This is a genomic window from Nocardioides islandensis (genome assembly GCF_015352455.1).
GTDB classification, from domain to species: Bacteria; Actinomycetota; Actinomycetes; order Propionibacteriales; family Nocardioidaceae; genus Nocardioides; species Nocardioides islandensis.
On sequence record NZ_JADKPN010000005.1, the window covers coordinates 33,766 to 57,842 of the forward strand.

At 71.3% G+C, this 24,077-nt stretch carries 18 protein-coding genes and 1 pseudogene; 10 read left to right on the forward strand and 9 right to left on the reverse strand.

Annotation, left to right across the window (positions count from 1 at the left end; all coding sequences use genetic code 11):
* Positions 1-167: 167 nt before the first annotated feature.
* Positions 168-3,026 (reverse strand): vitamin B12-dependent ribonucleotide reductase, encoded by a 2,859-nt coding sequence (locus ISU07_RS10275; protein WP_194706706.1) that lies wholly within the window; start codon positions 3,024-3,026, stop codon positions 168-170.
* Positions 3,027-3,167: 141 nt separating this feature from the next.
* The gene (gene nrdR / locus ISU07_RS10280; RefSeq protein ID WP_194706707.1) at positions 3,168-3,683 is read right to left on the reverse strand and encodes a transcriptional regulator NrdR; all 516 of its coding nucleotides are present in this window, start codon (positions 3,681-3,683) and stop codon (positions 3,168-3,170) included.
* Positions 3,684-3,977: 294 nt separating this feature from the next.
* Here nrdR and ISU07_RS10285 point away from each other — a divergent pair, with 294 nt between their 5' ends.
* Positions 3,978-4,358: a hypothetical protein gene (locus ISU07_RS10285; RefSeq protein ID WP_194706708.1), complete on the forward strand. Its 381-nt coding sequence runs from the start codon at positions 3,978-3,980 to the stop codon at positions 4,356-4,358.
* Positions 4,355-4,774 (forward strand): DUF3052 domain-containing protein, encoded by a 420-nt coding sequence (locus ISU07_RS10290; protein ID WP_194706709.1) that lies wholly within the window; start codon positions 4,355-4,357, stop codon positions 4,772-4,774. Before ISU07_RS10285 ends, ISU07_RS10290 begins: the two co-directional genes overlap by 4 nt.
* Positions 4,775-4,960: 186 nt before the next feature.
* Here the strand turns inward: ISU07_RS10290 and ISU07_RS10295 are convergent, their stop codons facing one another.
* Positions 4,961-5,350 (reverse strand): LysM peptidoglycan-binding domain-containing protein, encoded by a 390-nt coding sequence (locus ISU07_RS10295; RefSeq protein ID WP_194706710.1) that lies wholly within the window; start codon positions 5,348-5,350, stop codon positions 4,961-4,963.
* A gap of 228 nt (positions 5,351-5,578) precedes the next feature.
* On the reverse strand, positions 5,579-5,812 hold the full coding sequence (locus ISU07_RS10300; RefSeq protein WP_194706711.1) for a hypothetical protein: 234 nt from the start codon (positions 5,810-5,812) through the stop codon (positions 5,579-5,581).
* 144 nt (positions 5,813-5,956) lie between these two features.
* Between ISU07_RS10300 and ISU07_RS10305 the strand changes: the two genes are divergently transcribed.
* Together ISU07_RS10305 and lexA are read left to right on the forward strand one after the other, a co-directional pair.
* On the forward strand, positions 5,957-10,186 hold the full coding sequence (locus ISU07_RS10305; RefSeq protein ID WP_194706712.1) for an nSTAND1 domain-containing NTPase: 4,230 nt from the start codon (positions 5,957-5,959) through the stop codon (positions 10,184-10,186).
* 61 nt (positions 10,187-10,247) lie between these two features.
* On the forward strand, positions 10,248-10,988 hold the full coding sequence (gene lexA, locus ISU07_RS10310) for a transcriptional repressor LexA (protein WP_194706713.1): 741 nt from the start codon (positions 10,248-10,250) through the stop codon (positions 10,986-10,988).
* On the opposite strand, the gene ISU07_RS23950 is transcribed toward lexA, so the two are convergent.
* A complete protein-coding gene (locus tag ISU07_RS23950) occupies positions 10,985-12,133 on the reverse strand; it encodes a calcium-binding protein (protein WP_323742536.1) in 1,149 nt (382 codons plus the stop codon). The genes lexA and ISU07_RS23950 overlap by 4 nt on opposite strands.
* 392 nt (positions 12,134-12,525) lie before the next feature.
* Between ISU07_RS23950 and ISU07_RS23960 the strand changes: the two are divergent.
* Positions 12,526-13,125: pseudogene (locus ISU07_RS23960) on the forward strand (phosphatase PAP2 family protein); the annotation flags it as partial.
* A gap of 18 nt (positions 13,126-13,143) precedes the next feature.
* Here the strand turns inward: ISU07_RS23960 and ISU07_RS10320 are convergent.
* Positions 13,144-15,168: an ATP-dependent DNA helicase gene (locus ISU07_RS10320; protein WP_323742537.1), complete on the reverse strand. Its 2,025-nt coding sequence runs from the start codon at positions 15,166-15,168 to the stop codon at positions 13,144-13,146.
* A gap of 121 nt (positions 15,169-15,289) precedes the next feature.
* On the opposite strand from ISU07_RS10320, the gene ISU07_RS10325 reads away from it, so the two are divergent.
* From ISU07_RS10325 to ISU07_RS10345, 5 genes are all read left to right on the forward strand, one after another.
* Positions 15,290-16,333, forward strand: coding sequence for an ABC transporter ATP-binding protein (locus tag ISU07_RS10325; protein ID WP_194706715.1), 1,044 nt, complete (start codon positions 15,290-15,292; stop codon positions 16,331-16,333).
* Positions 16,330-17,550, forward strand: coding sequence for an ABC transporter substrate-binding protein (locus tag ISU07_RS10330; protein ID WP_194706716.1), 1,221 nt, complete (start codon positions 16,330-16,332; stop codon positions 17,548-17,550). Before ISU07_RS10325 ends, ISU07_RS10330 begins: the two co-directional genes overlap by 4 nt.
* Positions 17,551-17,576: 26 nt before the next feature.
* The gene (locus tag ISU07_RS10335; protein WP_323742538.1) at positions 17,577-18,419 is read left to right on the forward strand and encodes an ABC transporter permease; all 843 of its coding nucleotides are present in this window, start codon (positions 17,577-17,579) and stop codon (positions 18,417-18,419) included.
* Positions 18,416-19,225 (forward strand): ABC transporter permease, encoded by an 810-nt coding sequence (locus tag ISU07_RS10340; RefSeq protein ID WP_194706717.1) that lies wholly within the window; start codon positions 18,416-18,418, stop codon positions 19,223-19,225. Before ISU07_RS10335 ends, ISU07_RS10340 begins: the two co-directional genes overlap by 4 nt.
* A gap of 99 nt (positions 19,226-19,324) precedes the next feature.
* Positions 19,325-19,795 carry a hypothetical protein gene (locus tag ISU07_RS10345; protein ID WP_194706718.1) on the forward strand — a complete coding sequence of 157 codons (471 nt, stop codon included), beginning with the start codon at positions 19,325-19,327 and terminating at the stop codon, positions 19,793-19,795.
* A 71-nt stretch (positions 19,796-19,866) separates the two neighbouring features.
* Here the strand turns inward: ISU07_RS10345 and ISU07_RS10350 are convergent, their stop codons facing one another.
* The 3 genes from ISU07_RS10350 to hflX form a co-directional block, all read right to left on the reverse strand.
* Positions 19,867-20,685 (reverse strand): alpha/beta fold hydrolase, encoded by an 819-nt coding sequence (locus tag ISU07_RS10350; RefSeq protein WP_194706719.1) that lies wholly within the window; start codon positions 20,683-20,685, stop codon positions 19,867-19,869.
* A 15-nt stretch (positions 20,686-20,700) separates the two neighbouring features.
* Positions 20,701-22,545 (reverse strand): gamma-glutamyltransferase, encoded by a 1,845-nt coding sequence (gene ggt / locus ISU07_RS10355; protein ID WP_194706720.1) that lies wholly within the window; start codon positions 22,543-22,545, stop codon positions 20,701-20,703.
* 78 nt (positions 22,546-22,623) lie between these two features.
* Positions 22,624-23,979, reverse strand: a complete 1,356-nt coding sequence (hflX, locus tag ISU07_RS10360; RefSeq protein ID WP_228521694.1) for a GTPase HflX — start codon at positions 23,977-23,979, stop codon at positions 22,624-22,626.
* Positions 23,980-24,077 lie beyond the last annotated feature (98 nt).

A 24,077-nucleotide genomic window follows, 5' to 3' on the forward strand; every position in this document is an offset into this window, starting at 1 on the left:
CGCTGTCGGCCATGGACTCGTGTGCCTCAGGGCGCGCTATGGCGCGGTCTCAGGCACACGACCTTCACTAGCGCCGCCCGCCGACTCAGGATCGGTGGCGGCGAGAGTGCACATGCGCGAAGGCTGAGCGTCATTGGATGACGCCCAGCCTTCGCATGCTGTTCAAATCAGCTGCAGCCGGACGTACTTCCGCAACCCTCGCAGACGTAGCAGCTGCCGGCGGGGCGCATCTTGGTGCCGCAGGTCATGCAGAGCGGGGAGTCGACGGCGGTGCCGGTGATCTTCTCCAGGAGCTCAGCGGAGGTGTGGGCCTCCTTCTCCGCCTTGGCCTCGACGGGGGCCTCGACCGGCTGCTCGGTGGGGAGGTCCTCGACGATGGTCGCCTCGACGGGTGCGTCGGCGATGACCTCGGACGCGGAGCCGACGGCGGGCAGCTCGTAGGAGCCGGTCTCGAGGTACCGCTGGCGCTCGTCGGCGGAGTAGATGCCGAGCATGGAGCGGTCCTCGAAGGACAGGTAGTCGAGCGCGAGACGCCGGAAGATGTAGTCCATGATCGACTTCGACATCCGGACGTCGGGGTCGTCGGTGAGGCCGGCGGGCTCGAAGGCCAGGTTGGTGAACTTCGAGACGTAGGTCTCCAGCGGGACGCCGTACTGGAGGCCGATCGACACGGCGATCGAGAACGCGTCCATCACGCCGGCCAGGGTGGAGCCCTGCTTGCCGAGCTTGAGGAAGACCTCGCCGAGCTCGCCGTCGTCGTGGGCGCCCGAGGTCATGTACCCCTCCGCGCCGCCGACCGTGAAGGACGTGGTGCGGGAGGTGCGGGACTTGGGGAGGCGCTTGCGGAACGGCTTGTGGACGACCACTTCCTTGACGGCCGGCGTCGCGACGACCTCGGCGGTCGCCTTCTCCGGGTTGTCGGAGGACTTGCCGTCGGAGAGCGGCTGGCCGACCTTGCAGTTGTCGCGGTAGACCGCGGTCGCCTTGAGGCCGAGCTTCCAGGACTGGAGGTAGATGTCCTCGATCTCCTCGACCGTGGCGCTCTCGGGGAGGTTGACGGTCTTGGAGATGGCGCCGGACAGGAACGGCTGGGTGGCCGCCATCATCCGGACGTGGCCCATCGGCTTGAGCGAACGGGTGCCCATCGCGGTGTCGAACACCTCGTAGTGCTCCAGCTTGAGACCGGGGGCGTCGACCACGTGGCCGTGCTCGGCGATGTAGGCGACGATCGCCTCGACCTGCTCCTCGGCGTACCCCATCTTGACCAGCGCCCGCGGGATCGTCTGGTTGACGATCTGCATCGAGCCACCGCCGACGAGCTTCTTGAACTTCACCAGCGAGAAGTCGGGCTCGATGCCGGTGGTGTCGCAGTCCATCATGAAGCCGATGGTCCCGGTGGGCGCGAGCACCGAGGCCTGCGCGTTGCGGAACCCGTTGGCCTCGCCGAGCTTCTGGACGTCGGCCCACGCGGCCGTGGCCAGCTTGTGCACCTGCGCGTCGGCGATGGCCAGCGTGCGGACCGCGTCGTTGGCGGCCTGGTGCTTGCGCATCACGCGCTTGTGGGCGTCGGCGTTGCGGGCGTACCCGGCGTACGGGCCGACGACGGCCGCGAGCTCGGCCGAGCGGCGGTAGGAGACACCGGTCATCAGCGAGGTGATGGTCGCGGCCATCGCGCGACCGCCGTCGGAGTCGTAGCCGAGACCCATCGCCATCAGGAGCGCGCCGAGGTTGGCGTAGCCGATGCCGAGCTGGCGGTAGTCACGGGTGGTGACGCCGATCGCCTCGGTCGGGAAGTCGGCGAAGCAGATGGAGATGTCCATCGCGGTGATGATCACCTCGACGGCCTTCGCGAACAGCTCGCCGTCGAACGTGCCGTCGTCCTTGAGGAACTTCAGGAGGTTCAGCGAGGCGAGGTTGCACGAGGAGTTGTCGAGCGACATGTACTCCGAGCACGGGTTCGACGCCGTGATCCGCCCGGTCTCGGGGTTGGTGTGCCAGTCGTTGATCGTGTCGTCGTACTGCAGGCCCGGGTCGGCGCACTCCCACGCCGCCTGGCTGATCTTGCGGAACAGCTCACGGGCGTCGACGGTCTCGATCACCTCGTGGGTCTTGCGCGAGCGCAGCCCGAACTCGGTGCCCTCCTCGACCGCGCGCATGAACTCGTCGGTGACCCGGACCGAGTTGTTGGCGTTCTGGTACTGCACCGACGTAATGTCGTGGCCGCCGAGGTCCATGTCGAAGCCGGCGTCGCGCAGCGCGCGGATCTTGTCCTCCTCGCGCGCCTTCGTCATCACGAACTCCTCGATGTCGGGGTGGTCGACGTCGAGCACGACCATCTTCGCCGCGCGGCGGGTGGCACCGCCGGACTTGATGGTGCCCGCGGACGCGTCGGCGCCGCGCATGAAGGAGACCGGGCCGGAGGCCGTGCCGCCGGAGGAGAGCAGCTCCTTGGAGGAGCGGATGCGGGAGAGGTTCAGGCCGGCACCGGAGCCGCCCTTGAAGATGAAGCCCTCCTCCTTGTACCAGTTGAGGATCGAGTCCATCGAGTCGTCGACCGAGAGGATGAAGCAGGCCGAGACCTGCTGCGGCGACGGGGTGCCGACGTTGAACCAGACGGGTGAGTTGAAGGAGAAGTACTGGTTGACCAGCAGCCAGGTCAGCTCGTGCTCGAAGACCTCGGCGTCGGCCGGGGAGGAGAAGTAGCCGAAGTCCAGGCCCGCCTTGACGTACGTCGAGACCACCCGGTCGATGAGCTGCTTGAGGCTCCACTCCCGGACGTCGGTGCCCACGGCGCCGCGGAAGTACTTGGTGGTGACGATGGTCGAGGCGTTCACCGACCAAGTGGACGGGAACTCCACGCCGCGCTGCTCGAAGACGGTCTCGCCGGTCTTCCAGTTGGTCTGCACCACGTCGCGGCGCTCCCACGTGAGCTCGTCGTACGGGTGCACCCCCTCGGTGCTGAAGACGCGCGCGATCGAAAGACCGGCCGTCTTGCTGCCGGTCTTCGGGTTCACCGTCTCGGTCATGGACTCTCCTCCGTGGATCCCTCGTGGGTCGGGCACTTGCTGGGTGGTGCTGTGACGGCTCCTGCTCATCGGTTGAGCGCCGTCGGGGTGGTGCGCCCGGGCCGGACTGCTTCCCCACAATCCAGCCCGGGCGGTCTGAGGTCAGCCCGTCGGGACGGGCTGAGGGGTCTCGACACGGGCTCGCTGGCGCTCGCCCGGCTCGACCACCGAGAGGCGCTCGGCACGCAAAAGGGCGATCTCGTCCTCGAAGTCGTCGGCGGACTCGAAGGCCCGGTAGACCGAGGCGAACCGCAGGTAGGCGACCTCGTCGAGCTCGCGCAGCGGGCCGAGGATGGCCATCCCGACCTCGTGGGCCGGGATCTCGGCCAGGCCCTCGAGCCGCAGCGTGTCCTCGACCGCTTGGCCGAGGCAGGCGAGCTGGTCCTCGGAGACCGGCCGGCCCTTGCAGGCCTTCCGGACGCCGGCGATCGCCTTCTCACGGGTGAAAGGCTCCGTCGCACCGGAGCGCTTGAGCACGGTCAGCTGCATCTGCTCCACGGTCGTGAACCGCTTCTGGCATGCGGAGCAGGAACGCCGGCGGCGGATCGAGGAGCCGTCCTCGGCCACGCGGGAGTCGATGACGCGGGTGTCGGTGTCCCGGCAGTACGGACAGTGCATCGAAGCCCCCTTTCGCGTGTGTCCGGGCGCGTCGAAGCGACCGGGGCTAGCCTGTGGATAACGCCCTCGGAACGGTGAGTAATCCGCCTGTGGATGTGAGTTCGCAGGTCCCCGCCTGGGGATAGCCTGTGGAGGAACTACAGCCGTGTAACTCACTATATGTTGGGGTCCCGGTCATGACAAGACCCCAGATAGTCGGGTTCTCCGCGGCGGCGCATCACCGCAGGTCAGGCGCTGGTCCAGACCGTTCGGCACCGGCGTGTCGCGCTTCACACCATGGGAGAGAATGAGGCGATGGAGTCGTCGGGCCATCAATCGGGAAAGCACGCCGGCAAGCGCCGGGCCGAGCCCCCGCCGCGAACCTCCACACCCGCCCCGGACCGGCCGACCGGCCGATCCCGTACCTCCCTGCTGTTGCACGCCCTCGGGGTCACCATCTGCGTGGTGGCCTGGGGCTACCTCGTGTACGCCGCCATCGACTTCGGGGCGTCCGCCCGGGGCGGCGACAGCCAGGCCTGGCTGTTCCTGGGCCTGGCCTCCCTCGGCGCCGTGGCCTGCCTGTTCATCGGCCTGATGCTCATCGCCCGGCTGCTCAGGATGCTCGGGATGACCAAGGCGTCCGAGGAGGCGCCGCCGCCGCCGCGGCCGATCGGCGGCAAGCGAGCCGCGCGATGAGTCCCCGCGAACAGCCGAACCCGGCCGGCTACTCCGGCACGCCGCTCCCCCAGAAGCTCGGCATCAAGCCCGCCCACGTGCTCTTCCTCGACGGCCAGCCCGCCGACGTCGAGCTCGGCGACCTGCCGGCCGGCACCGTCGTCCGCCGCCTCCCCCAGCAGGCGGACGTCACCATCACCTGGCACCTGTCGGCGGCCAGCCTCGAGAAGCGGCTGCCCGTGCTGTTCGAGCGCACCTCCACCGCCGGCATGGTCTGGGTGTGCTGGCCCAAGAAGGCCAGCAAGGTCCCGAGCGACCTCGACGACAACGTGGTGCGCCGGATCGGCCTCGATGCCGGCTTCGTGGACGTCAAGGTCGCCGCGATCGACGCCACCTGGTCCGGGCAGAAGTTCGTCAGGCGGCTGCGGGACCGCTGAACGCCGCGAAGGGCGGGACCTCGTGGTCCCGCCCCTCGTCTTCCCCGGCCCGCCAGCCGGGGTCGAGTCGGCTGACGAAGTCTGTGTGCCTGCTGCATGGGGGCGGGACCATCCCGCTCTCCCTCTCCCATGTCTTCCCCGGCCCGCCAGCCGGGGTCGAGTCGGCTGACGAAGTCTGTGTGGTGGCTACTGCGTGGGGATCTTGATCCGCTGACCGGCGAGGACCATGCCGGTGTCGAGGGCGTTCATCCGCTCGATGCGCCGGACCATCGCCCGGACGTCGTCGCTTCCGGTGGCCGAGGCCGCGTCGGCGGCGATGTCCCAGAGGGTCTCGCCCGAGCCGACCATCACGATGCGCGTGGGCTCCGGGGTGCCGGGGTGCTCGGTGGCCACCGAACCCGCGCCCAGCACGACGCCGACCACCAGCGCGACCACGAGGCCGAGCAGCAGCACCACGGCGCGGCCGCGGCGGGTGAGCCGGACGGCCGACGGACGGACCGCCGGGCGCCGCACGGCGACGCGCGGCATGACCGGACGCGGAGCGAGGCGGACCTCGTGGATCGTCATGGTGCTCATCGGGACCTCCTGGGGAAGGACCGGCCACCCTGGCCGGCTGTCGGTTCCTGTGTCGATCGAGACTCTGACAGCGACCACCGACAGTGCTCCTCGGCAACCGCTCGATCAGACGTTCGATCGAACATGTGATCGAGAGTAGAGCACCTGTTCGAACGATGGCAAGCCCGAATCGCACAGTTGTTCGACCGTGTCGACCAGCTGGACGACGCACACGACGTGGCTCCGCCGTCAGATCACGACCGGCACGTGCCGGTTGCCGTCGTTGTGGCGCTGGAGGTACGTCGCCAGGGAGCGGCCGCTCAGGGCAGGGAGGGGACGGGCGAAGTCCCACGAGGCGGAGACGCGACAAATGTGGTCGACGTCGTGCTCGGCGGAGGCGGGCGACGCCGCGGAGACGATGGCGAGGGCGGCAGCGAAGGCGGCCGCGGCCGCAGTGCGTGAGGCGGAGGTGGCGAGGCTCATGGCGAGCTCCTGTCGTGCGGTGGAGGTCGGTGACCTCCGGGTTCGTCCGTTGTGCACGCCACCGGTCACCGATCGCCCCTCGCCCGGTAACTCCCGGGTAACCGCCCCCTTGACCGCCGCCGGGGTCGGGTGGACCTTCGGCTCATGCGGATCGGGGTGCTGGGCCCCCTCCAGGTCGACGACACCGCTGCCCGGCTCGGGCAGCGTGACCGGATCGTGCTCGCCGCTCTCGCCATGCGCGCGGGCACCACGGTCTCCCCCGAGGAGCTGGGCGACGCCGTCTGGGGCGAGCGGGTGCCGCCCACGTGGGCCAAGGCCCTGCAGGGGTGCGTCAGCAGGCTGCGGCGCCTGCTGGGCCACGAGGTCATCCAGACCCTCCCCCACGGCTACCGCCTCGAGCTCGGGGGCCGCGACGTCGACGCCCAGGAGTTCGAGCAGCTGGTGCGGCGTTCGGGCGAGCTGCTGGCCCTCGGCGAGCCGGACCGCGCGGCCTACACCGCGGGACAGGCGCTGCGGCTCTGGCGGGGCCGCCCGCTGGCCGAGCTCGAGGACTGGGGTCCGGCGGCACAGGAGGCCGGTCGCCTGACCGAGCTGCGCCTGGGCGCGGAGGAGGTCGCCGTCGAGGCGGCGCTGCAGGCCGGGCGACATCGGGACGTGCTGGCCCAGGCGCGAGCCATGGTGGACGCGGCTCCCCTGCGGGAGCGCCGGTGGATGCTGCTCGCGCTGGCGCAGTACCGCAGCGGTCGCCAGGCGGAGGCGTTGGCGACGCTGGGCCGGCTCAAGCGCGTGCTGGCCGCCGACCTCGGCCTCGATCCCTCGCCGGAGGTGAGCGACCTGGAGGCGGCGATCCTGCGCCAGGAACCGTCGCTGGCCGTCGACGCGGCCCTCGGCACGACGTCGCAGGAGTGCCCGTACGTCGGCCTGCAGCCCTACGGCGAGGCCGACGCGGAGGTGTTCTTCGGCCGCGAGCGCGAGGTCGCCCGCAGCTTGGGCCGCCTCGGGTCCCAGGGCGTGCTGGCCGTGATCGGACCCTCCGGTTCCGGCAAGTCCTCGCTGGTCCGGGCCGGTGTCGTCGCCGCCCTCCGCCGGCAGGGCCGTGACGTCCAGGTCGTGGTCCCCGGTCGTCGGCCGATGGACGCGCTGGCCGGCGTGCTCCTGGCCGTCGGGCGTCCCGTGCTCGTGGTCGACCAGGCCGAGGACCTGTTCACGGTGTGCGACCACCCCGAGCAACGCCAACGGTTCATCGCCGAGGTCACGGAGTACGCCGAGCACGCAGCCGTCGTGATCGTGCTCCGCGCCGACCGGACCGGCGAGCTCTCGGAACACCCCGACCTCGCGAGGATGGTCGAGCGGGGGCTCTTCCTGCTCGGCCCGATGACCGAGGAAGCCCTGCGCGCCGCCATCGAGAGCCCCGCTCGCCAGGCCGGCCTCCTCGTCGAGCCCGGCCTCGTCGACCTGCTGGTGCGCGAGGTCGAGGGCGAGCCGGGTGCCCTCCCGCTGCTCAGCCACACCCTGCGCGAGACGTGGCTACGACGCGAGGGCCGCACGCTCACCGTGGCCGGGTACCAGGCCTCCGGCGGCGTCCGCGGGGCGGTGGCGCAGTCGGCCGAGGAGCTGTGGCACCGGGTGCCGCCCGGAGACCAGCCGCGCGTCAAGGACCTGATGCTCCGGCTCGTCGCGGCCGGACCGGTGGGTGAGCCCGTCCGCACCCGGATGCCCCGCAGGTCCGTGGCCGCCGACCCGACGCTGGTGCGCGTCGTGGACGAGCTCGTCGCCGCCCGCCTGCTCACCAGCGACGACACCTCCGTCGAGATCGCCCACGAGTCGCTGGCCCGGGCCTGGCCCCGGCTGCGTGGCTGGCTGGACGACGACGTCGAGGGCCGACGTACGCTGCACCACCTGGCCGCCGCCGCCGAGGCCTGGGACGAGCTCGGCCGGCCCGACAGCGAGCTCTACCGCGGCGTCCGGCTCGCCCAGGCGGAGCAGTGGCGGGTCACGAGCAGACCCGAGCTGACCACGGTCGAGCGGGACTTCCTCGGCGCCGGTCTGGCCGCCGAGCGGGCCACGTCCGCAGCGGCAGCCCAGCGGGCCAGGCAGCAGACACGCATGATCCGGCGGCTGCGGGCCGCCCTCGCTGTCGCGACCGTGCTGCTCCTGGTCGCGCTCGGCGCGAGCTCGGTGGCGCAACGACAGGCGACCCGGGCCGACCGGTCGGCCGACGCCGCCACTGCGTCGGAGATCAAGGCCACGGCCCGCGGCGTGGCCGCCGCCGCGCTCACGGACGGCAACGTGAGCCGGTCGGTGCTGCTCGCGCTCGCCGCCGTCGGTCTCGACGACTCGCCCGCCACGCGCAGCGACCTCTACGCGTCGCTGGGCCGCACCCCGGGTCTGGTGGCGACCACCCAACCCGTCGACGGCGACCTGATGCGCGCCCTCGCCAGTCCGGCCGGCGACGTGGTCGCGGGCTACAGCATGACGAACGTGGTCACGACCTACGACGCGCGCGACGGGCACGTCCTGGCCACCTACGACACGGACGGCGACTCGCCCGCGAACGTCCAGCACTGGTTCATGACCCCGATGGCGTTCAGCCCCGACGGCGCGACGCTGGCCGTGGGTTCGGGCGCCTACGTCCGCGGCTCCCTTCGCCTGCTTGATCCTCGGACCCTGGCGCCGTCGGACGTCCAGCTCGGGCACCAGACCGGCGCCGCGGCCAAGATCGTCGCCATCGCGTACTCGGCGAGCGGGCGCTACCTCGCCGTGTCGTCGGAGTACAGCGGGGGCACGCCGAGGCCGGGCTACCACGGCACCGACGACTCCACGTCGGCGGACGCGCGGGTCTGGGACCTCGCGCACCCCGCCCGCAAGCCGGTCGTGATCGCCCTCGACGGGCTGTGGGACGACATCGCCCTCAGTCCCGACGGCCGGACGGTCTACGCGAGCAGTCCGCTCACGGCGTACGCCGTCGCCAGCGGTGAGCGCCTCTGGCGCCGCGACGACCTGGTCAGCTTCCACGGCCTCGGCGTGACGCCCGACGGTCGGACCCTCGGCTTCGACGCGACCGTCAACGGCGGGCACAAGGCCCCGATCGGCGGGTACCTCGTGGACGCCGCGACCGGACGCACCCTCCTCACCCTGCGCAAGCGGTTCGTCCAGTTCTCCGACGACGGCCGGCGACTGCTGGCGACAAGGATGCCGGACGTCTTCCTCGTCGACGTGCCCTCGGGCGTCGTGGTCCGGCGGGCGACCACGGGCGACCTGACCGACGTCGCGCTCGGCGCGGACGGTGCCAGCCTGCTGCTAGCCGACGGTCCGGTGATCAGGACCTGGGACCTCACCGGCAGACACACCCTCGTCGAGCGGGAGCGGCAGGCTCCTGCGAGCTCCGGCGCGGAGGTGCGGTTCAGCCCCGACGGCCGGTACGTCGCGCTCGACGCCCAGTACTCCTCCCTGCAGCTCTTCGACCGCAGGACCGGGGTCGCGTCGGACGGCACGACGTTGACCTTCGGTGCGGGCGACGACTTCCGGAACGGCCAGTGGAGCGCCGACGGCGGCCGCTACTACTACGCCGGCGCCGACGACGTCGTCCGCGCGCTGGACCCGACGGGTCGCGTGATCGCCACGTGGGCGCCCCCGGAGCCGGGCCTCTCCGGGTCCGCGTTGTCGGCCGACGGCTCGACGCTGGCGGTCACGTTCGGAGACGACCGCCTCGTCGTGCTGGACCCGGTCACCCTGCGACCTCGCGGTGACCAGCTCACGCTCGCGCAGCGGTCCTGCTGCCTGACGATGTCACCGGACGGGAAGCAGGCGTTCGTCCTGACCCGGACGAACGACCTACGCCCGGGAGAGAACAACACCCGCACCGGGTGGGCGTTCGTCGACCTCGGTCGGGGCACCACCATCCGCACGGGCGGAGCCGGCGCACCGGTCACGCTCGCCTCGTGGTCCCCCGACGGCAGCAGGATCGCCATCGCGGGAGGTAGGTGGGTGCAGGTCCTCGACGCCACGACCGGGCGGCCGGTGGGGCCGGCTCGCACGGAGCACGACGACCTCGTCGCTGCCCTGTCCTGGTCCCCGGACGGGCACACGTTGCTGAGCGGTGCGTACGACTCCGCTGTGGTGTTCTGGAGCGGCCGGGACGGACATCTGCTCGCGCGGGTGAAGGTCTCCACCACCGGCGGCGCGATGTACCCGGCGTACCTGTCCGACGGCACGCTCCTGATCGGATCGGAGTTCGGGCAGATCTACCGCTTCGACCCGTCGCTGGCCCGCGCGGAGCAGCTGGCGTGCCACATCGCCGGCCGCGACCTCACCCGGGACGAGTGGCAGGAGGCGTTCGGCGCCATCCCGCAGCGGGCCGTCTGCCCGTCGTGACCGACACGCCGTTCGAACAAATGTTTGAACGAGAGCCGCTGGCGGCACTACCGTGACCGCCATGGCCACCGACTCGTCCCGCTCCGGCTCGCAGCCCGGCAAGGTCCGTGAGCTCCCCGACGGACCGCCGGACGCGACCGGCCTGACGCCGCGTCAGCAGAAGGTGCTGGCGCACATCAAGGAGGCCATCGAGAAGCGCGGCTACCCGCCGAGCATGCGGGAGATCGGCGAGGCGGTCGGGCTGACCAGCTCCTCCAGCGTCGCGCACCAGCTGCGGGTCCTCGAGGAGAAGGGCTTCCTCAAGCGCGACCCCAACCGTCCGCGCGCCCTCGAGGTGTTCCTGCCCGAGGTGATGGCGGCGCGGCGCTCGATCGGGGCGGCCGACGAGACCCAGTACGACGAGACCGACATCGGCGACACGGTGACCCCCGCGACCTACGTCCCGGTGCTCGGCCGGATCGCCGCCGGCGGGCCGATCCTGGCCGAGGAGCGCATCGAGGACGTCTTCCCGCTGCCCAAGCAGCTGGTCGGCGAGGGCACCCTCTTCATGCTCGAGGTGGCCGGCGACTCGATGGTCGAGGCCGCCATCTGCGACGGCGACTACGTCGTGATCCGCCAGGAGCAGACCGCCGAGAACGGCGACATCGTGGCCGCGCTCATCGACGGCGAGGCCACGGTCAAGACCTTCCAGCGCAAGAACGGCCAGGTCTGGCTGCTCCCCCACAACCCGGCGTACGACCCCATCGACGGCACTCACGCCAGCATCCTGGGCATCGTCACCGCCGTGCTGCGCAAGGTCTAGCGAACGACCTCGAAGTCGGTCTCCGCGTCGTCGCCTCCACTGTCGTAGAGCAGGTCACGTCCGGATCCGCCGTCGAGCACGTCGTCGCCCTCGCTGCCGCTGACCTTGTCGTCTCCCCCGCGTGCGCGGACGACGACCGCGTCACGGCGCAGGTCCCCTCCGTAGAAGATCTCGTCGGCGGCCGTGCCCAGCACGGTCCAGCGCCCGTCGGGGATGCGCAGCCGCTCCAGGCCTGCGAGCACGGCCGTGTGCGTCGTACCGCGACTGGTCATCGTCAGCTCTCCCGACCCCAGCGCGATGCGTCCCGCGACGTCGAGGAGCCGCCGTCCGCCGGCCGCCACGGCCCAGGCGTAGGCCAGGTCCACACCCGGACCGCCGTCCACGCGGCTGCCGTCGGTGAACTCCAGCAGGGTCTCCACGTAGTCCTCGCCCGACCCGGCCAGCAGGTCGGCGCGCCCGGAGCCGTGGACGAGGTTGTCGTCACCGCTGCCGCCACGACCGAGGTCGGCTCCGTTGCCCAGGTAGATGCCGTCGCCGCCCGGCCCGCCGTAGACCCGGTCGTCGTACGGCGTCTCGTCCGGCGTCGAGAGGTCGCTCGGGTCGGCCTGGAGGTAGTCGCGGCCCCGGCCCCCACGCAGCACGTCGTCGCCCGCACCTCCGTAGAGGTCGTCGGCGAAGTCCCCGCTGACGAGCACGTCGTCGTACGCCGACCCCTCGAGGTCCACGCTCCCCTCGAGGACGAGCGTGTCGTCGCCGCCGCCACCGGTGGCCGTCCCCGCCGTCAGGTCCACTCGAACGCCGGCGGGCGCGTGGGCGTAGGAGACGGTGTCGGGGAGGAAGCCGCCGTCGGCGTCGGTCACGTCGTCGTACCCGGGGTCGAGCACGTCGTCGCCGGGACCGCCGACGAGGGTGTCGCCGACGTTGTCCGGCGGGTTGTCGGGGTACGGCTGCTGGAGCCCGTTGAGTCCGCCGTCGAGCCGGTCGTCGCCCGGCCCACCGACGAGGTGGTCCGTACCGGGGCCACCGCACACCACGTCGTTCCCTCCGAGCCCACGGACCCGGTCGTCACCCCGTCCGGCCGCGATCACGTCGTCCCCGGCCGTGCCGACGAGGGTGTCGGCGCCGCTCGTCCCCGCGATGGTCACGACCAGTCCCCGGCATGTCGGTGGCACCTGTGAGGATTCGGCAAAGGTCGGATCGAAGGGTTGCGGAACAACCAGGAGGATCGCCAGCGTTGCGGTCATGAGGGGCGTGGAGGGCATGTGGTTCCCCTTGCCCGATGAGTCTCGTGCCGAAACGAGGTCCACCGGGTATCCCACGGCCACGCCAGGTCTCCTCAGGGCTGGACCCTCAGGGAGGGGCCAGGGAAACAACTGATGTGCAGAAGTTGGATGAACGGGGCAGGCTCATAGCCATGGGGAGCAGGGGTAGCAAGGTCCAGGAGGTAGCCGCGCCAGCGGCCACCCGGGGCTGGCGCGCGGCCCTGGTCGAGATGGTCCTGATCCTCAGCCTGTACGTCGTCTACAGCGGCTCTCGGATGTTCGCCAGCGACGCGCTCCGGCCGGCACAGAAGCGCGCGGCCGAGCTCCTCGACATCGAGAGCACCCTCCACCTGTCGTGGGAGGGCGCGATCAACCAGCTCTTCACCGTGTCCCGCGGGCTGAGCCTGTTCGGGTCGTTCTGGTACGCCACCGCCCACTACCTCGTCACCGCGATCGTCCTGCTGTGGCTCTACCGCCGCGGCCCGGCCATCTACGGTCCCGCCCGCCTGGCGCTGGTGATCAGCACGATCATCGCCCTGGTCGCCTACCTCCTGCTGCCGACCGCGCCGCCGCGGCTGTTCGGCGGGTACGCCGACGTGCTGGCCCTCACCTCGGGCGACGGCTGGTGGGGCGGTGACGCCTCGGCGCCCAAGGGCCTCGGCGGGCTGACCAACCAGCTGGCCGCGTTCCCGTCCCTGCACGCCGGGTGGGCGCTCTGGGTGGCGCTGGTGCTCCAGCGGCACGCGCCGGACAACCGCAAGGGCCGCTGGATGCGCCTGGGCGGCTGGGCGCACGCGTTCATCACCGGGCTCGTCGTCATCGGCACCGGCAACCACTGGGTCGCCGACGTGCTGATCGGCTGGCTGGTCATCTGGGCCGGCTTCAAGATCACCTCATCCGACCGCTCCCGCCAGTCGCTTCAGCGCCTGGCGCACCACGTCGGGATCGGTCGTCGTCCACATCGGCGGCAGGCTGGCCTTGAGGAAGCCGCCGTACCTCGCGGTGACGAGCCGTGGGTCGAGGACGGCGACCACGCCACGGTCGGACGTCGTCCGGACCAGCCGACCGGCCCCCTGCGCGAGTAGCAGCGCGGCATGGGTGGCGGCCACCTGCATGAAGCCGTTGCCACCCGCCTGGTCGGCCGCCCGCTGGCGCGCCGACATCAGCGGGTCGTCGGGCCGCGGGAACGGGATGCGGTCGATGAGCACGAGCTGGCAGGTCTCCCCCGGCACGTCCAGCCCCTGCCAGAGGCTGAGCGTGCCGAACAGGCAGGTGTGCGGGTCCTCGACGAACTGACGCGCGAGCTCGGGCAGCTGGGCGTCGCCCTGGGCCAGCGTCGTCAGGTGCGGCAGGCGGGTGCGCACCTCCTCCGCGGCGGTCTCGGCGGCCCGGCGTGAGCTGAACAGCCCCAGCGTGCGGCCCTGGGCCGCGTCGACCAGCTCGACGATCTCGTCCAGCTGGGCCTTGCCGAGCCCGTCGCGACCGGGCGTGGGCAGGTGGCGGGCGACGTAGAGGATCGCCTGGCGGCCGTAGTCGAACGGCGACCCGACGTCGAGCCCGCGCCACGGCAGCGCGTCCGGCGGGTGCTCGGGACTCACCTCGCCCTCCTCGACGACCCGCTCGGCCGGCTTGAGGCCGATGGAGACGGCCATCGAGGAGAAGTCGCCGCCCAGCATCAGGGTCGCGGAGGTGAACACCGCCGTCTTCTCCGACAGCAGCTTGTCGCGCATCTGGCTCCACACCTGCAGCGGCGCCACGCACAGCCGGGGCGGGATGCGGTCGCCGCCCTCGCTGAGCCACAGCACGTCGGCGTCGGAGTCGGCCGCCATCCGCTCGGCGGTCACGAACACCTCCTGCACCATGCCACGCGCCTGCGTGCGGCCGGCGTCGACCTCGCCGTCCGAGGGGCCCTCCTGCTCGCGGGGGTACGCCGAGAGGACGGCCCGCGCCGCGTCGCGCACCAGCACGAGGGCGTCCTTCACCTGCTCGGGGATCTCGTCGAACCGGCCCGGGCTCGACTCGTCCATCGCCAGCTGCAGCGCGTCGCCCGCGTCGGCCAGGTCGTCGGCCGCGGTCGACTCGCCGACGTGGCGCCGCGACCGCCGGGACGCCCGCTCGACGTCGGAGACCGCCAGCTCGTCGGTGGCCGCCTGGGTGACCCGGGCGACCAGCTCGTGCGCCTCGTCGACGACCACGGCGTCGTAGTCGGGGATCATCGGCACGCCCTCGACCGCGTCGATCGCCAGCAGCGAGTGGTTGGTGACGATCAGGTGGGAGCGGTGCGCCAGCTCGCGCGCGGTCTCCACGAAGCACTCCTGCCCGAACGGGCAGCGGGCCGCGCCCAGGCACTCCCGGTGGTTGACCGAGACCTGCCGCCACTCGCGGTCGGTGTGCCGGGGCGCGTGGTCGCGCTCGCCCGAGCCCCCGGTCTCGGCCTCCTGCTCGGCCCAGGCCCGCAGGTCGAGGACCTTCTTGGCCATCGAGCCCTTCGGCACCTCGACCAGGGCGCCCTGGTCGTCGGGCACGCCCTCGCGGATGCGGTGCAGGCAGACGTAGTTCGAGCGGCCCTTGAGGACGGCGTACGAGGTGTCGACCTCGTCCTTGTGGGCGCCGGCGCCGATCGCCTCGACCAGCCGGGGGATGTCGCGCTCGACGAGCTGGTGCTGGAGCGCGAGGGTCGCCGTCGCGACGACCACGCGGCGGCCGTGGAGCAGGGCGGGGACGAGGTACCCCAGGGACTTGCCGGTGCCGGTGCCGGCCTGGACGAGCAGGTGCTGCCCGGACTCGAACGCCTCGGTGACCGCCTCGGCCATCGCCACCTGGCCCGGCCGCTCCTCGCCGCCGAGGGCCTCGACGGCCGTGGCCAGCACCTCACGAACCACTGGCCTCACCGTGGAGGCGGGGACGTGGTCGGGCACCGCGCCACCCTACGTCCGAGGACGGACAGCCGTCGGGCCGACTGCACAGGCGCCCCGACACGACCGATCCGTGACGAGAACGTGCTTGTAGCAACGGATTCCGACGCCCTAGGTTCCCGGCATGACCGCTGCCGTCCGGTTGACATCCGTCACCAAGCGGTTCGGCGCGGTCACGGCCGTGGACGACCTCGACCTCGAGATCCGCGACGGGGAGTTCTTCTCGATGCTCGGCCCGTCCGGATCGGGCAAGACGACGGTCCTGCGGATGATCGCCGGCTTCGAGGCGCCGACCTCGGGCACGGTCTACCTCGACGGCAAGGACGTCACCACCCAGGCGCCGTTCGCGCGCAACGTGAACACCGTCTTCCAGGACTACGCGCTCTTCCCGCACCTCGACGTGCTCGGCAACGTGGAGTACGGCCTGGCCGTCAAGAAGGTGCCGCGCAAGGAGCGCCGCGAACGCGCCGAGGCGGCGCTGGTGAGCGTCCAGCTCGGCGGGTACGGCGCCCGCAAGCCCGGTCAGCTGTCCGGCGGGCAGCGGCAGCGCGTCGCGCTGGCCCGGGCGCTGGTGAACCGTCCCAAGGTGCTGCTCCTCGACGAGCCGCTGGGCGCGCTGGACCTCAAGCTGCGGCGCGAGATGCAGATCGAGCTCAAGGACCTCCAGCGGGAGGTGGGCATCACGTTCGTGTTCGTGACCCACGACCAGGAGGAGGCGCTCACGATGAGCGACCGCATTGCGGTCTTCAACAACGGGCGCGTCGAGCAGGTCGCGGCACCGGCGGAGCTCTACGAGTCGCCGGCCTCGTCGTTCGTGGCCGGGTTCGTCGGGACGTCGAACCTGCTGACCGGCGACGCCGCCCGGTCCGTCGTGGGCCGGGACGGGATGTTCTCCATCCGCCCGGAGAAGATCCACATCGGCAGCGACGGCCGCGTGCGTGGCACGGTCGAGGCCGTCGTGTACCTCGGCTCGGTCAACCACTACGTCGTCGCCCTCGACGGCGGCGGCACCCTCACGGTGCTCCGGCAGAACCTGCACGGGGCCTCGGACCAGGCCATCGACCAGGGCGACCAGGTGTCGCTCACCTGGGAGGACGAGCACCTCATCGACCTCACACCGACTGCTAAGCGCACCACCGGCTCGGGATCCCACCAGGAGGAAACATGAGAAGGAAGCGCACCCTTGCCGGAACCGCCGCGCTGGGTCTGGCCCTGGCCCTCGGCCTGGCTGCCTGCGGCAGCGACGGCGGCAGCGACGCCAGCGGGTCGGCGGGTGAGGAACAGGGCGGGTTCACCCCGCCCGACATCCCGATGAAGGAGTCGCTCGGCGACATGGAGGGCGAGGTGAACATCCTCGCGTGGCCCTACTACGCCGAGGACGGCACCGCCGATCCCGCGGCCGACTGGGTCACCGACTACGAGAAGGACACCGGCTGCCAGGCCAACGTCAAGTACTTCAAGACCTCCGACGAGGCGGTCAGCCTGATGAAGAGCGGCGACTGGGACGTCGTCTCGGCCTCGGGGGACGCGACGTTGCGACTCATCGCCTCGGGCGACGTCGCGCCGGTCAACACCGACCTGGTGCCGAACTACGCCGACGTGCAGCCCTTCCTCAAGGACCGCCTCTGGAACTCCGTGGACGGCCAGATGTACGGCATCCCGCACGGATGGGGCGCCAACCTGCTGATGTGGCGCACCGACAAGGTGGACCCGGCGCCGACGAGCTGGGCCTCGGTGTTCGAGCCCGACTCGCCGTACGCCGGCAAGATCACGGCCTACGACTCGCCGATCTACATCGCCGATGCTGCGCTCTACCTGATGAACACCCAGCCGGACCTCGGCATCAAGAACCCCTACGCGCTCGACGCGGACCAGCTCGCCAAGGCGGTCGAGGTGCTGAAGACGCAGAAGGCCGAGGTCGGGGAGTACTGGTCGGACTACCTCGCCCACATCCAGTCGTTCACCAACGGCGACTCCGTCATCGGGACGACCTGGCAGTCCAACGCCAACGCCCTGACGGCCGCCGACGTGCCGGTCGAGGCGATCCTGCCCGACGAGGGCTCGACGGGCTGGATCGACACGTGGATGGTGGCGGCCGACTCGCCGCACTCGAACTGCGCCTACGCCTGGCTCGACCACATCGTCAGCCCGAAGACGCAGGCGGCGCTGACCGAGTACTACGGGGAGGCTCCCGCCAACGCCAAGGCGTGCGGCTTCACCTCGGACAAGAGCTTCTGCGACACCTACCACGCCGCCGACGCCGCGTACGTCGAGAAGATCTGGTACTGGACCACGCCGATCTCCGACTGCCTCGACGGACGCACCGACGTCCAGTGCACCGACTACGGCGACTGGACCCAGGCCTGGACCGAGGTGAAGGGCTGAGCACCACCTCCACCCGTGAGCCCGGGGTGCTGCACCGGCACCCCGGGCTCCGCCTGAGCCTGCTCCTCATCCCGCCGATGGCCTGGCTCGGGGTCGCCTACCTGGCCGCGCTCGCGGCCATGTTCGTGACCTCGCTGTGGGGACAGAACGACTTCACCGGAGAGATCGAGCGCGTCTGGACGCTCGACAACTTCCGGGACCTGGTCAGCATCGACGTCTACAAGACGATCACCCTCCGCACGGTCGGCATCGCCGTGCTGGTGACGCTGGTGGACGCGGCGGTGGCCTTCCCGATCGCGCTCTACATGGCCAAGGTCGCCTCACCCGCGGTGCAGCGCGCCCTCGTCATCGCGGTCCTGATGCCGCTGTGGGCGTCGTACCTGGTCAAGACCTACGCCTGGCGCGGACTGCTCGCCTCCAACGGGCTGATCGCGTGGATCGCGCAGCCCTTCGGCCTGGACACCCCCGGCTACGGTCTCGCGGCCACCATCATCACGCTGTCGTACCTCTGGCTCCCCTACATGATCCTGCCCGTGTACGCCGGCCTGGAACGGCTCCCGAACTCCCTCCTCGAGGCGTCGGCGGACCTCGGCGCGACCGGCGTACGCACGCTGCGGACCGTCGTGCTGCCGATGGTCTTCCCGGCCTTCGTGGCCGGCTCGATCTTCACGTTCTCGCTCACCTTGGGCGACTTCATCGCGGTGAAGCTGGTCGGAGGGACCAACCAGATGCTCGGCAACGTGGTCTACGACAACGTCGGCGCCGCCAACAACCTGCCCTTCGCCGCCGCGGTGGCGACCATCCCGGTCGTCCTGGTGCTCGTCTACCTCAGCGCGGTCCGCCGCACGGGAGCCCTGGAGAGCCTGTGACCCTGTCCCGCGGCCTGCGCCTGACGCTGTTGACCTGCACGATCCTCGCGCTCGTCGTGATCTACCTGCCGCTGGGCATCGTCGTGCTCAACTCGTTCAACACCAGCGGCTCGTTCGCGTGGCCGCCGACCGGCCTGACCCTCGACTGGTGGGACCGCGCGTTCAGCTCGCCCGGCGCCCGCGACGCACTCTGGGTCAGCCTGCGCGTCGCCACCCTGGCCACGGTCATCTCGCTGGTGCTCGGCACCATGGCCGCGCTGGCGCTGCAGCGGTTCCGGTTCTTCGGCCGCAACTTCGTGTCCCTCCTGGTGATCCTACCGATCGCCCTTCCCGGCATCGTCACGGGCATCGCGTTCCAGAACGCCTTCAAGACGCTGCTGGGCATCGACCTCGGCTTCCTCACGCTGGTCGTCGCCCACGCCACCTTCTGCATCGTCACGGTCTTCAACAACGTCCAGGCACGGCTGCGCCGACTGGGCAGCAACCTCGAGGAGGCGTCGATGGACCTCGGCGCCGGCACCTTCACGACCTTCCGGCGGATCACGTTCCCGATGCTGCGCTCCGCGCTCCTCGCCGGCGGGCTGCTGTCGTTCGCGCTGTCGTTCGACGAGATCATCGTGACCACGTTCACCGCCGGGCCGCGAGAAGAGACGCTGCCGCTGTGGATCCTGAACAACATGTTCCGGGCCCAGCAGGCGCCCGTCGTCAACGTCGTGGCCGCGGCCCTCATCGTGGCCTCGATCGTCCCCATCTGGATCGCGCAGAGGCTGGCGGGCACGGACGAGAGCGTCGCCGCAGCCCGCTGACCCGGAGGGCCGCACCTGTCCGTTGGTACAACTGCGCACCCGACCCTGCCGGCCCTACCGTCGTGGTGTCAGTCCCCCCACCACCTCTTGGAGCGATCCATGACCTTCCTGACCACCTCGCGCCGTCTCTCCGCCGTGATCGCCACGCTGGCCGCCGGCGGCGTGCTCTCGCTCGCCGGCCCGGCCGACGCCTCGTCCGGCGACGCCGACCACGACGGGATGCCCAACCGCTGGGAGCTGCGCCACAGCCTGAACCCGCACAAGGCCAACGCCCGCGGCGACGCCGACCACGACGGCCTGCGCAACCTCGGTGAGTTCAAGCACGGCACCGACCCGCAGGAGACCGACTCCGACGACGACGGCCTCGACGACGAGGACGAGGTCGACGACTGCACCACGACCACCGACCCCACCGACGACGACACCGACGGTGACGGCGTCGAGGACGGCGACGAGGACACCGACGACGACGGTGTCGACAACGCCGACGACGGCGACGACCAGGGCGAGGACTGCGACGACCAGGGCGGCGACGACGACCGCGTGCTGGTCACCTACGTGCTGCGCTGAGCGACATGTAACGCGGTGTTAGACCGTCTTCCCACGCGTTCTCACGCGTGGGAAGTCCCCCTAACACCGCGTTACAAGCGCGCGGCGTCCGCGAGGAGCGCCAGGATCCGGTCGGTGAGGCCGAACGTGATGTCGCCGTGGCCGGACCCGGGGAGCGCGTCGAACGACGCGTTCGGCAGGAGGGCGGCGAGACGCTCGCCGTTCTCCAGCGGCACCATCCGGTCGGCGTCGCCGTAGAACAGGTCGACGGGCGTGGTGATCGTGGCCACGTCGATGTCCCAGGGGCCGGACCAGGCGACGTTGTCGCGGGCGAAGCCGTCGTACGGCTCCAGCGCGCGGCGAAGGTCCGCGAAGAAGACGGCCGCCTCGGCCGGTCGGGTCTCGAAGTAGCGCTCGTTGGGAGGTACGTCGGCGGCCATCGCCTCGCGGAAGGCGTCGGGGTCGAGGGGCAGCAGGTGCTCGGCGAACTCACGTACCTCGGCGGTGACCACCTCGAGGTCCTGCGGGTCGCCGTCGCGCGGGCCGGGTCCCGCGGCGACCACCACGCGCGTCACGCGGTCGGGTGCTGCTTCCGCCGTCGCCAGGGCGTACGGGCCGCCGCCGGACGAGCCGTAGGTCCCGAACGTCGACCAGCCCAGCTCGTCGGCGAGCTCGACGACCTGGTGGCCCACGCTCGCCAGGCTCGGCGGCGTGAGCGTCGACGCGCCGTACCCCGGCCGGCTCACGGCGACGAGGCGCACGCCGTGCCGGCGAGCGGCCTCGTCCAGCAGGGCACCGCAGCCGGCGGTGCTGGGCGATCCCGGCTGGTAGACGACCGGGACACCGTCGGGATCGCCGACGTCGAGGTACTCCAGCGTCAGCCCGCTCGCCAGGCGAGCCTCCGTGTACACGCCCCGAGCGTAGGGCTACTTCGGCAGCACCACGCCGGCCGAGCCGCCACCACGCCTCGTGGGCTCCGCGATGACGGTGAACAGCCCGTCCGGACCCAGCTCGATCGCGGTCGCGGCGCCGATCTCGGCGGCCGTCGTACCCGGCGCGCCTGCGGCCGTGAAGCTGTGGCCGTACGGCGTCAGCAGCCCGCCGTACGCGTCGATGAACGACTGCTCGGCGGTCACCGAGGCGGTGTTGCGCTGCGAGGCCCGCGGGGCGGCGACGGCCTGCTCGATGGTCATCCCGCGGTCGATGCGGTTGAACAGCGTCTGCAGGACCGTGGTGATGATCGTCGAGCCGCCCGGAGAGCCGAGGGCCAGCCAGGGATCGCCGTCCTTCAGCACGATCGTCGGCGAGATCGAGGAACGCGGGCGCTTGCCGGCCTGGATCCGGTTGGGGTCGGTCGGCGAGTAGACCGCGGAGAAGTCCGTCAGCTCGTTGTTCAGGATGAACCCGCGGCCGGGCACGACCATGCCGGAGCCGCCGGTCTGCTCGATCGTCAGCGTGTACTCGACGACGTTGCCCCACCGGTCGGCCGTGGTGAGGTTGGTGGTGTTGATGTTCTCGGTGTCGGGGGCGTCGCGCCGGGATGTCGACGCCGGGGTGGCGCAGCTCCCGTCGTACGACGCGGGGTTGCCCGCCGCGACCGGCTTCTTCAGCGCGGTGGTCTCGCTGATCTGGCAGGCCCGCTCGGCGGCGAAGGTGTCGTCGAGGAGCGAGGTCAACGGGACCTTCACGTACCTCGGGTCGCCGACGTAAGCGCCCCGGTCGGCGAACGCGAGCGCCGACGCCTCGAGGTAGTGGTGCAGAGCGGCAGCCGGGGTCATCGACGCCAGGTCGTAGCGCTCCATGATGTTCAGTGCCTCGCCGACGGTCGAACCGCCGCTGGAGGACGGTGCCATGCCGTACACGTCGTACCCGCGGTAGCCGACCTTGGTGGGCTGGCGGTTCCTGGTGCGGTACGCCGCGAGGTCCGAGACCTTCATCGAGCCGGGAGGTACGGGCAGCGTGGTCGTCGAGGTCTTCGGAGGGTGCTGGACCGTGCGCGCGATGTTGGCCGCTAGCTTGCCACCGTAGAACGCCCGCATGCCCTTGTCGGACAGCAGCCGGTAGGTGTCGGCGAGGTCGGGGTTCTTCAGCACCGAGCCGACCGCCGGCGGCGCCCCGCCCGGCAGGTAGATCTCGCTGGTCGAGGGGAACGCCGAGAAGCGCGCGGCGTTCTCGCTGGTCTGGAGGTTGAAGGTGCGGTCGACGACGAAGCCCCGGTCGGCCAGCTTGATCGCGGGCTTCAGCACCTCGGCGAGCGGCCAGGTGCCCCAGCGCGTCAGCGCCTTGTCCCACGTCGCGGGCGTCCCGGGCACGCCGACGGAGACGCCGCTGGTGACCAGCTCGGGCGTGAAGTTGTAGGGCTTCCCGGTCGACGGGTCGATGAAGGCGTCCGGCTTCATGCCCGCCGGCGCGGTCTCGCGGCCGTCGAGCGTCTGCACCTTGCCCTTCTTCGCGTTGTAGAACACGAAGTACCCGCCGCCGCCGATGCCCGAGCTGTACGGCTCGGTGACACCCAGCACGGCCGCCGTCGCGATCGCCGCGTCCACCGCGTTGCCGCCCATCCGCAGCACCCGCAGGCCGGCCCGCGTCGCGGCCGGGTCGACGGACGTGACGCCGCCGCCGTACCCGATGGCGGTCGCGGTGCGTCCGGTCGTCGCCGCTGCGGGTGACGGCGACGGCGGCGCGGAGTCGGCTCCGCTGGCGGGCACCAGCAGGGCCGGGGTCGCGACCAGGGCCGCGACGGCGAGCGGGGCGATCAGGCGTGCACGCATCAGGGTCCTCCCGAGAAGAGACGATGCCTCCACCCAACCCCGGATCCCCGGGGGTGTCGACCACCCCCGCGGGCGGTCCTACACGGGGTACGCCGCCAGCTCGCCCGCCAGCGCCTCGGTGGCGCGACCGCGGACGACCGTGCCGTCGCCGGTGTGCTCGAGGGTGTCGATCTCGCCCTCGCGGTGCAGCCGGTCGAGCAGGTCGCCCCGGGCGTACGGCACGAGCGCGGCGATCTCGACGCCCAGCTTCGGCAGCTCGCCCTCGACGACCTTGAGCGCGTCCTCGATGCCCTCGCCGGTCTTGGCGGACACGACCACCGAGTGCGGCTCGCGCTGGCGCAGCCGGGCGATCACCATCGGGTCGGCCACGTCGGCCTTGTTGATGACGATGATCTCCGGCACCGTGTCCGCCCCGATCTCCGCGAGCACCTCGCGGACCGCGGCGATCTGGCCCTCGGGATCGGGGTGCGAGCCGTCGACGACGTGCAGGATGAGGTCGGAGTCGGCGACCTCCTCCAGCGTCGAGCGGAACGCCTCGACCAGCTGGTGGGGAAGGTGGCGGACGAAACCGACCGTGTCGCTCATGGTGTACACGCGACCGTCCGCGGTCGCCGTACGGCGGGTGGTCGGGTCGAGCGTCGCGAACAGCGAGTCCTCGACCAGCACCCCCGCACCGGTGAGCCGGTTGAGCAGCGAGGACTTGCCGGCGTTGGTGTAGCCGGCGATCGCGACCGACGGGATCTCGTGGCGCTTGCGCTCCTGGCGCTTGGTGTCGCGCGTGCCCTTCATGTGGGCGAGCTCGCGACGCAGCTTGGCGACCTTGGTGTTGATGCGGCGCCGGTCGGTCTCGATCTTGGTCTCACCGGGGCCGCGACCGCCGATGCCGCCGCCGGCCGCGCCGACGCGACCGCCGGCCTGGCGGGAGAGGTTGCCACCCCAGCCGCGCAGGCGCTGCTTCATGTAGTTGAGCTGGGCGAGCTCGACCTGCGCCTGGCCCTCCCGGGACTTCGCGTGCTGGGCGAAGATGTCGAGGATCAGCGCGGTCCGGTCGACGACCTTGACCTTGAGGCGGTCCTCGAGGTTCCTCAGCTGGCTGGGCTTGAGCTCGCCGTCGCAGATGACGGTGTCGCAGCCGGAGGCCTGCACCATCTCCTTGAGGCCGTCGACCTTGCCGCGGCCGATGTACGTCGCGGGGTCGGGCTTGTTACGTCGCTGGTAGATCGCCTCCAGCACCTCCGAGCCCGCGGTCTCGGCCAGCAGGGCCAGCTCGGCCATGGAGTTCTCGGCGTCCTCGATGGAGCCGTCGGTCCAGACGCCGACGAGCACGACGCGCTCGAGGCGCAGCTGCCGGTACTCGACCTCGCTGATGTCCTCGAGCTCGGTGGACAGTCCGGCCACCCGGCGCAGGGCGTGGCGTTCGGCCAGGTCCTGCATGCCGACGGTGAGCTCCTCGGCCTCCTCGGGGTCAGGCTCGTCCGCGTACCCGGACTGCCAGTCCTCGGGGTTGCCGCCCTCGGTCTCGTCGTCCAGGT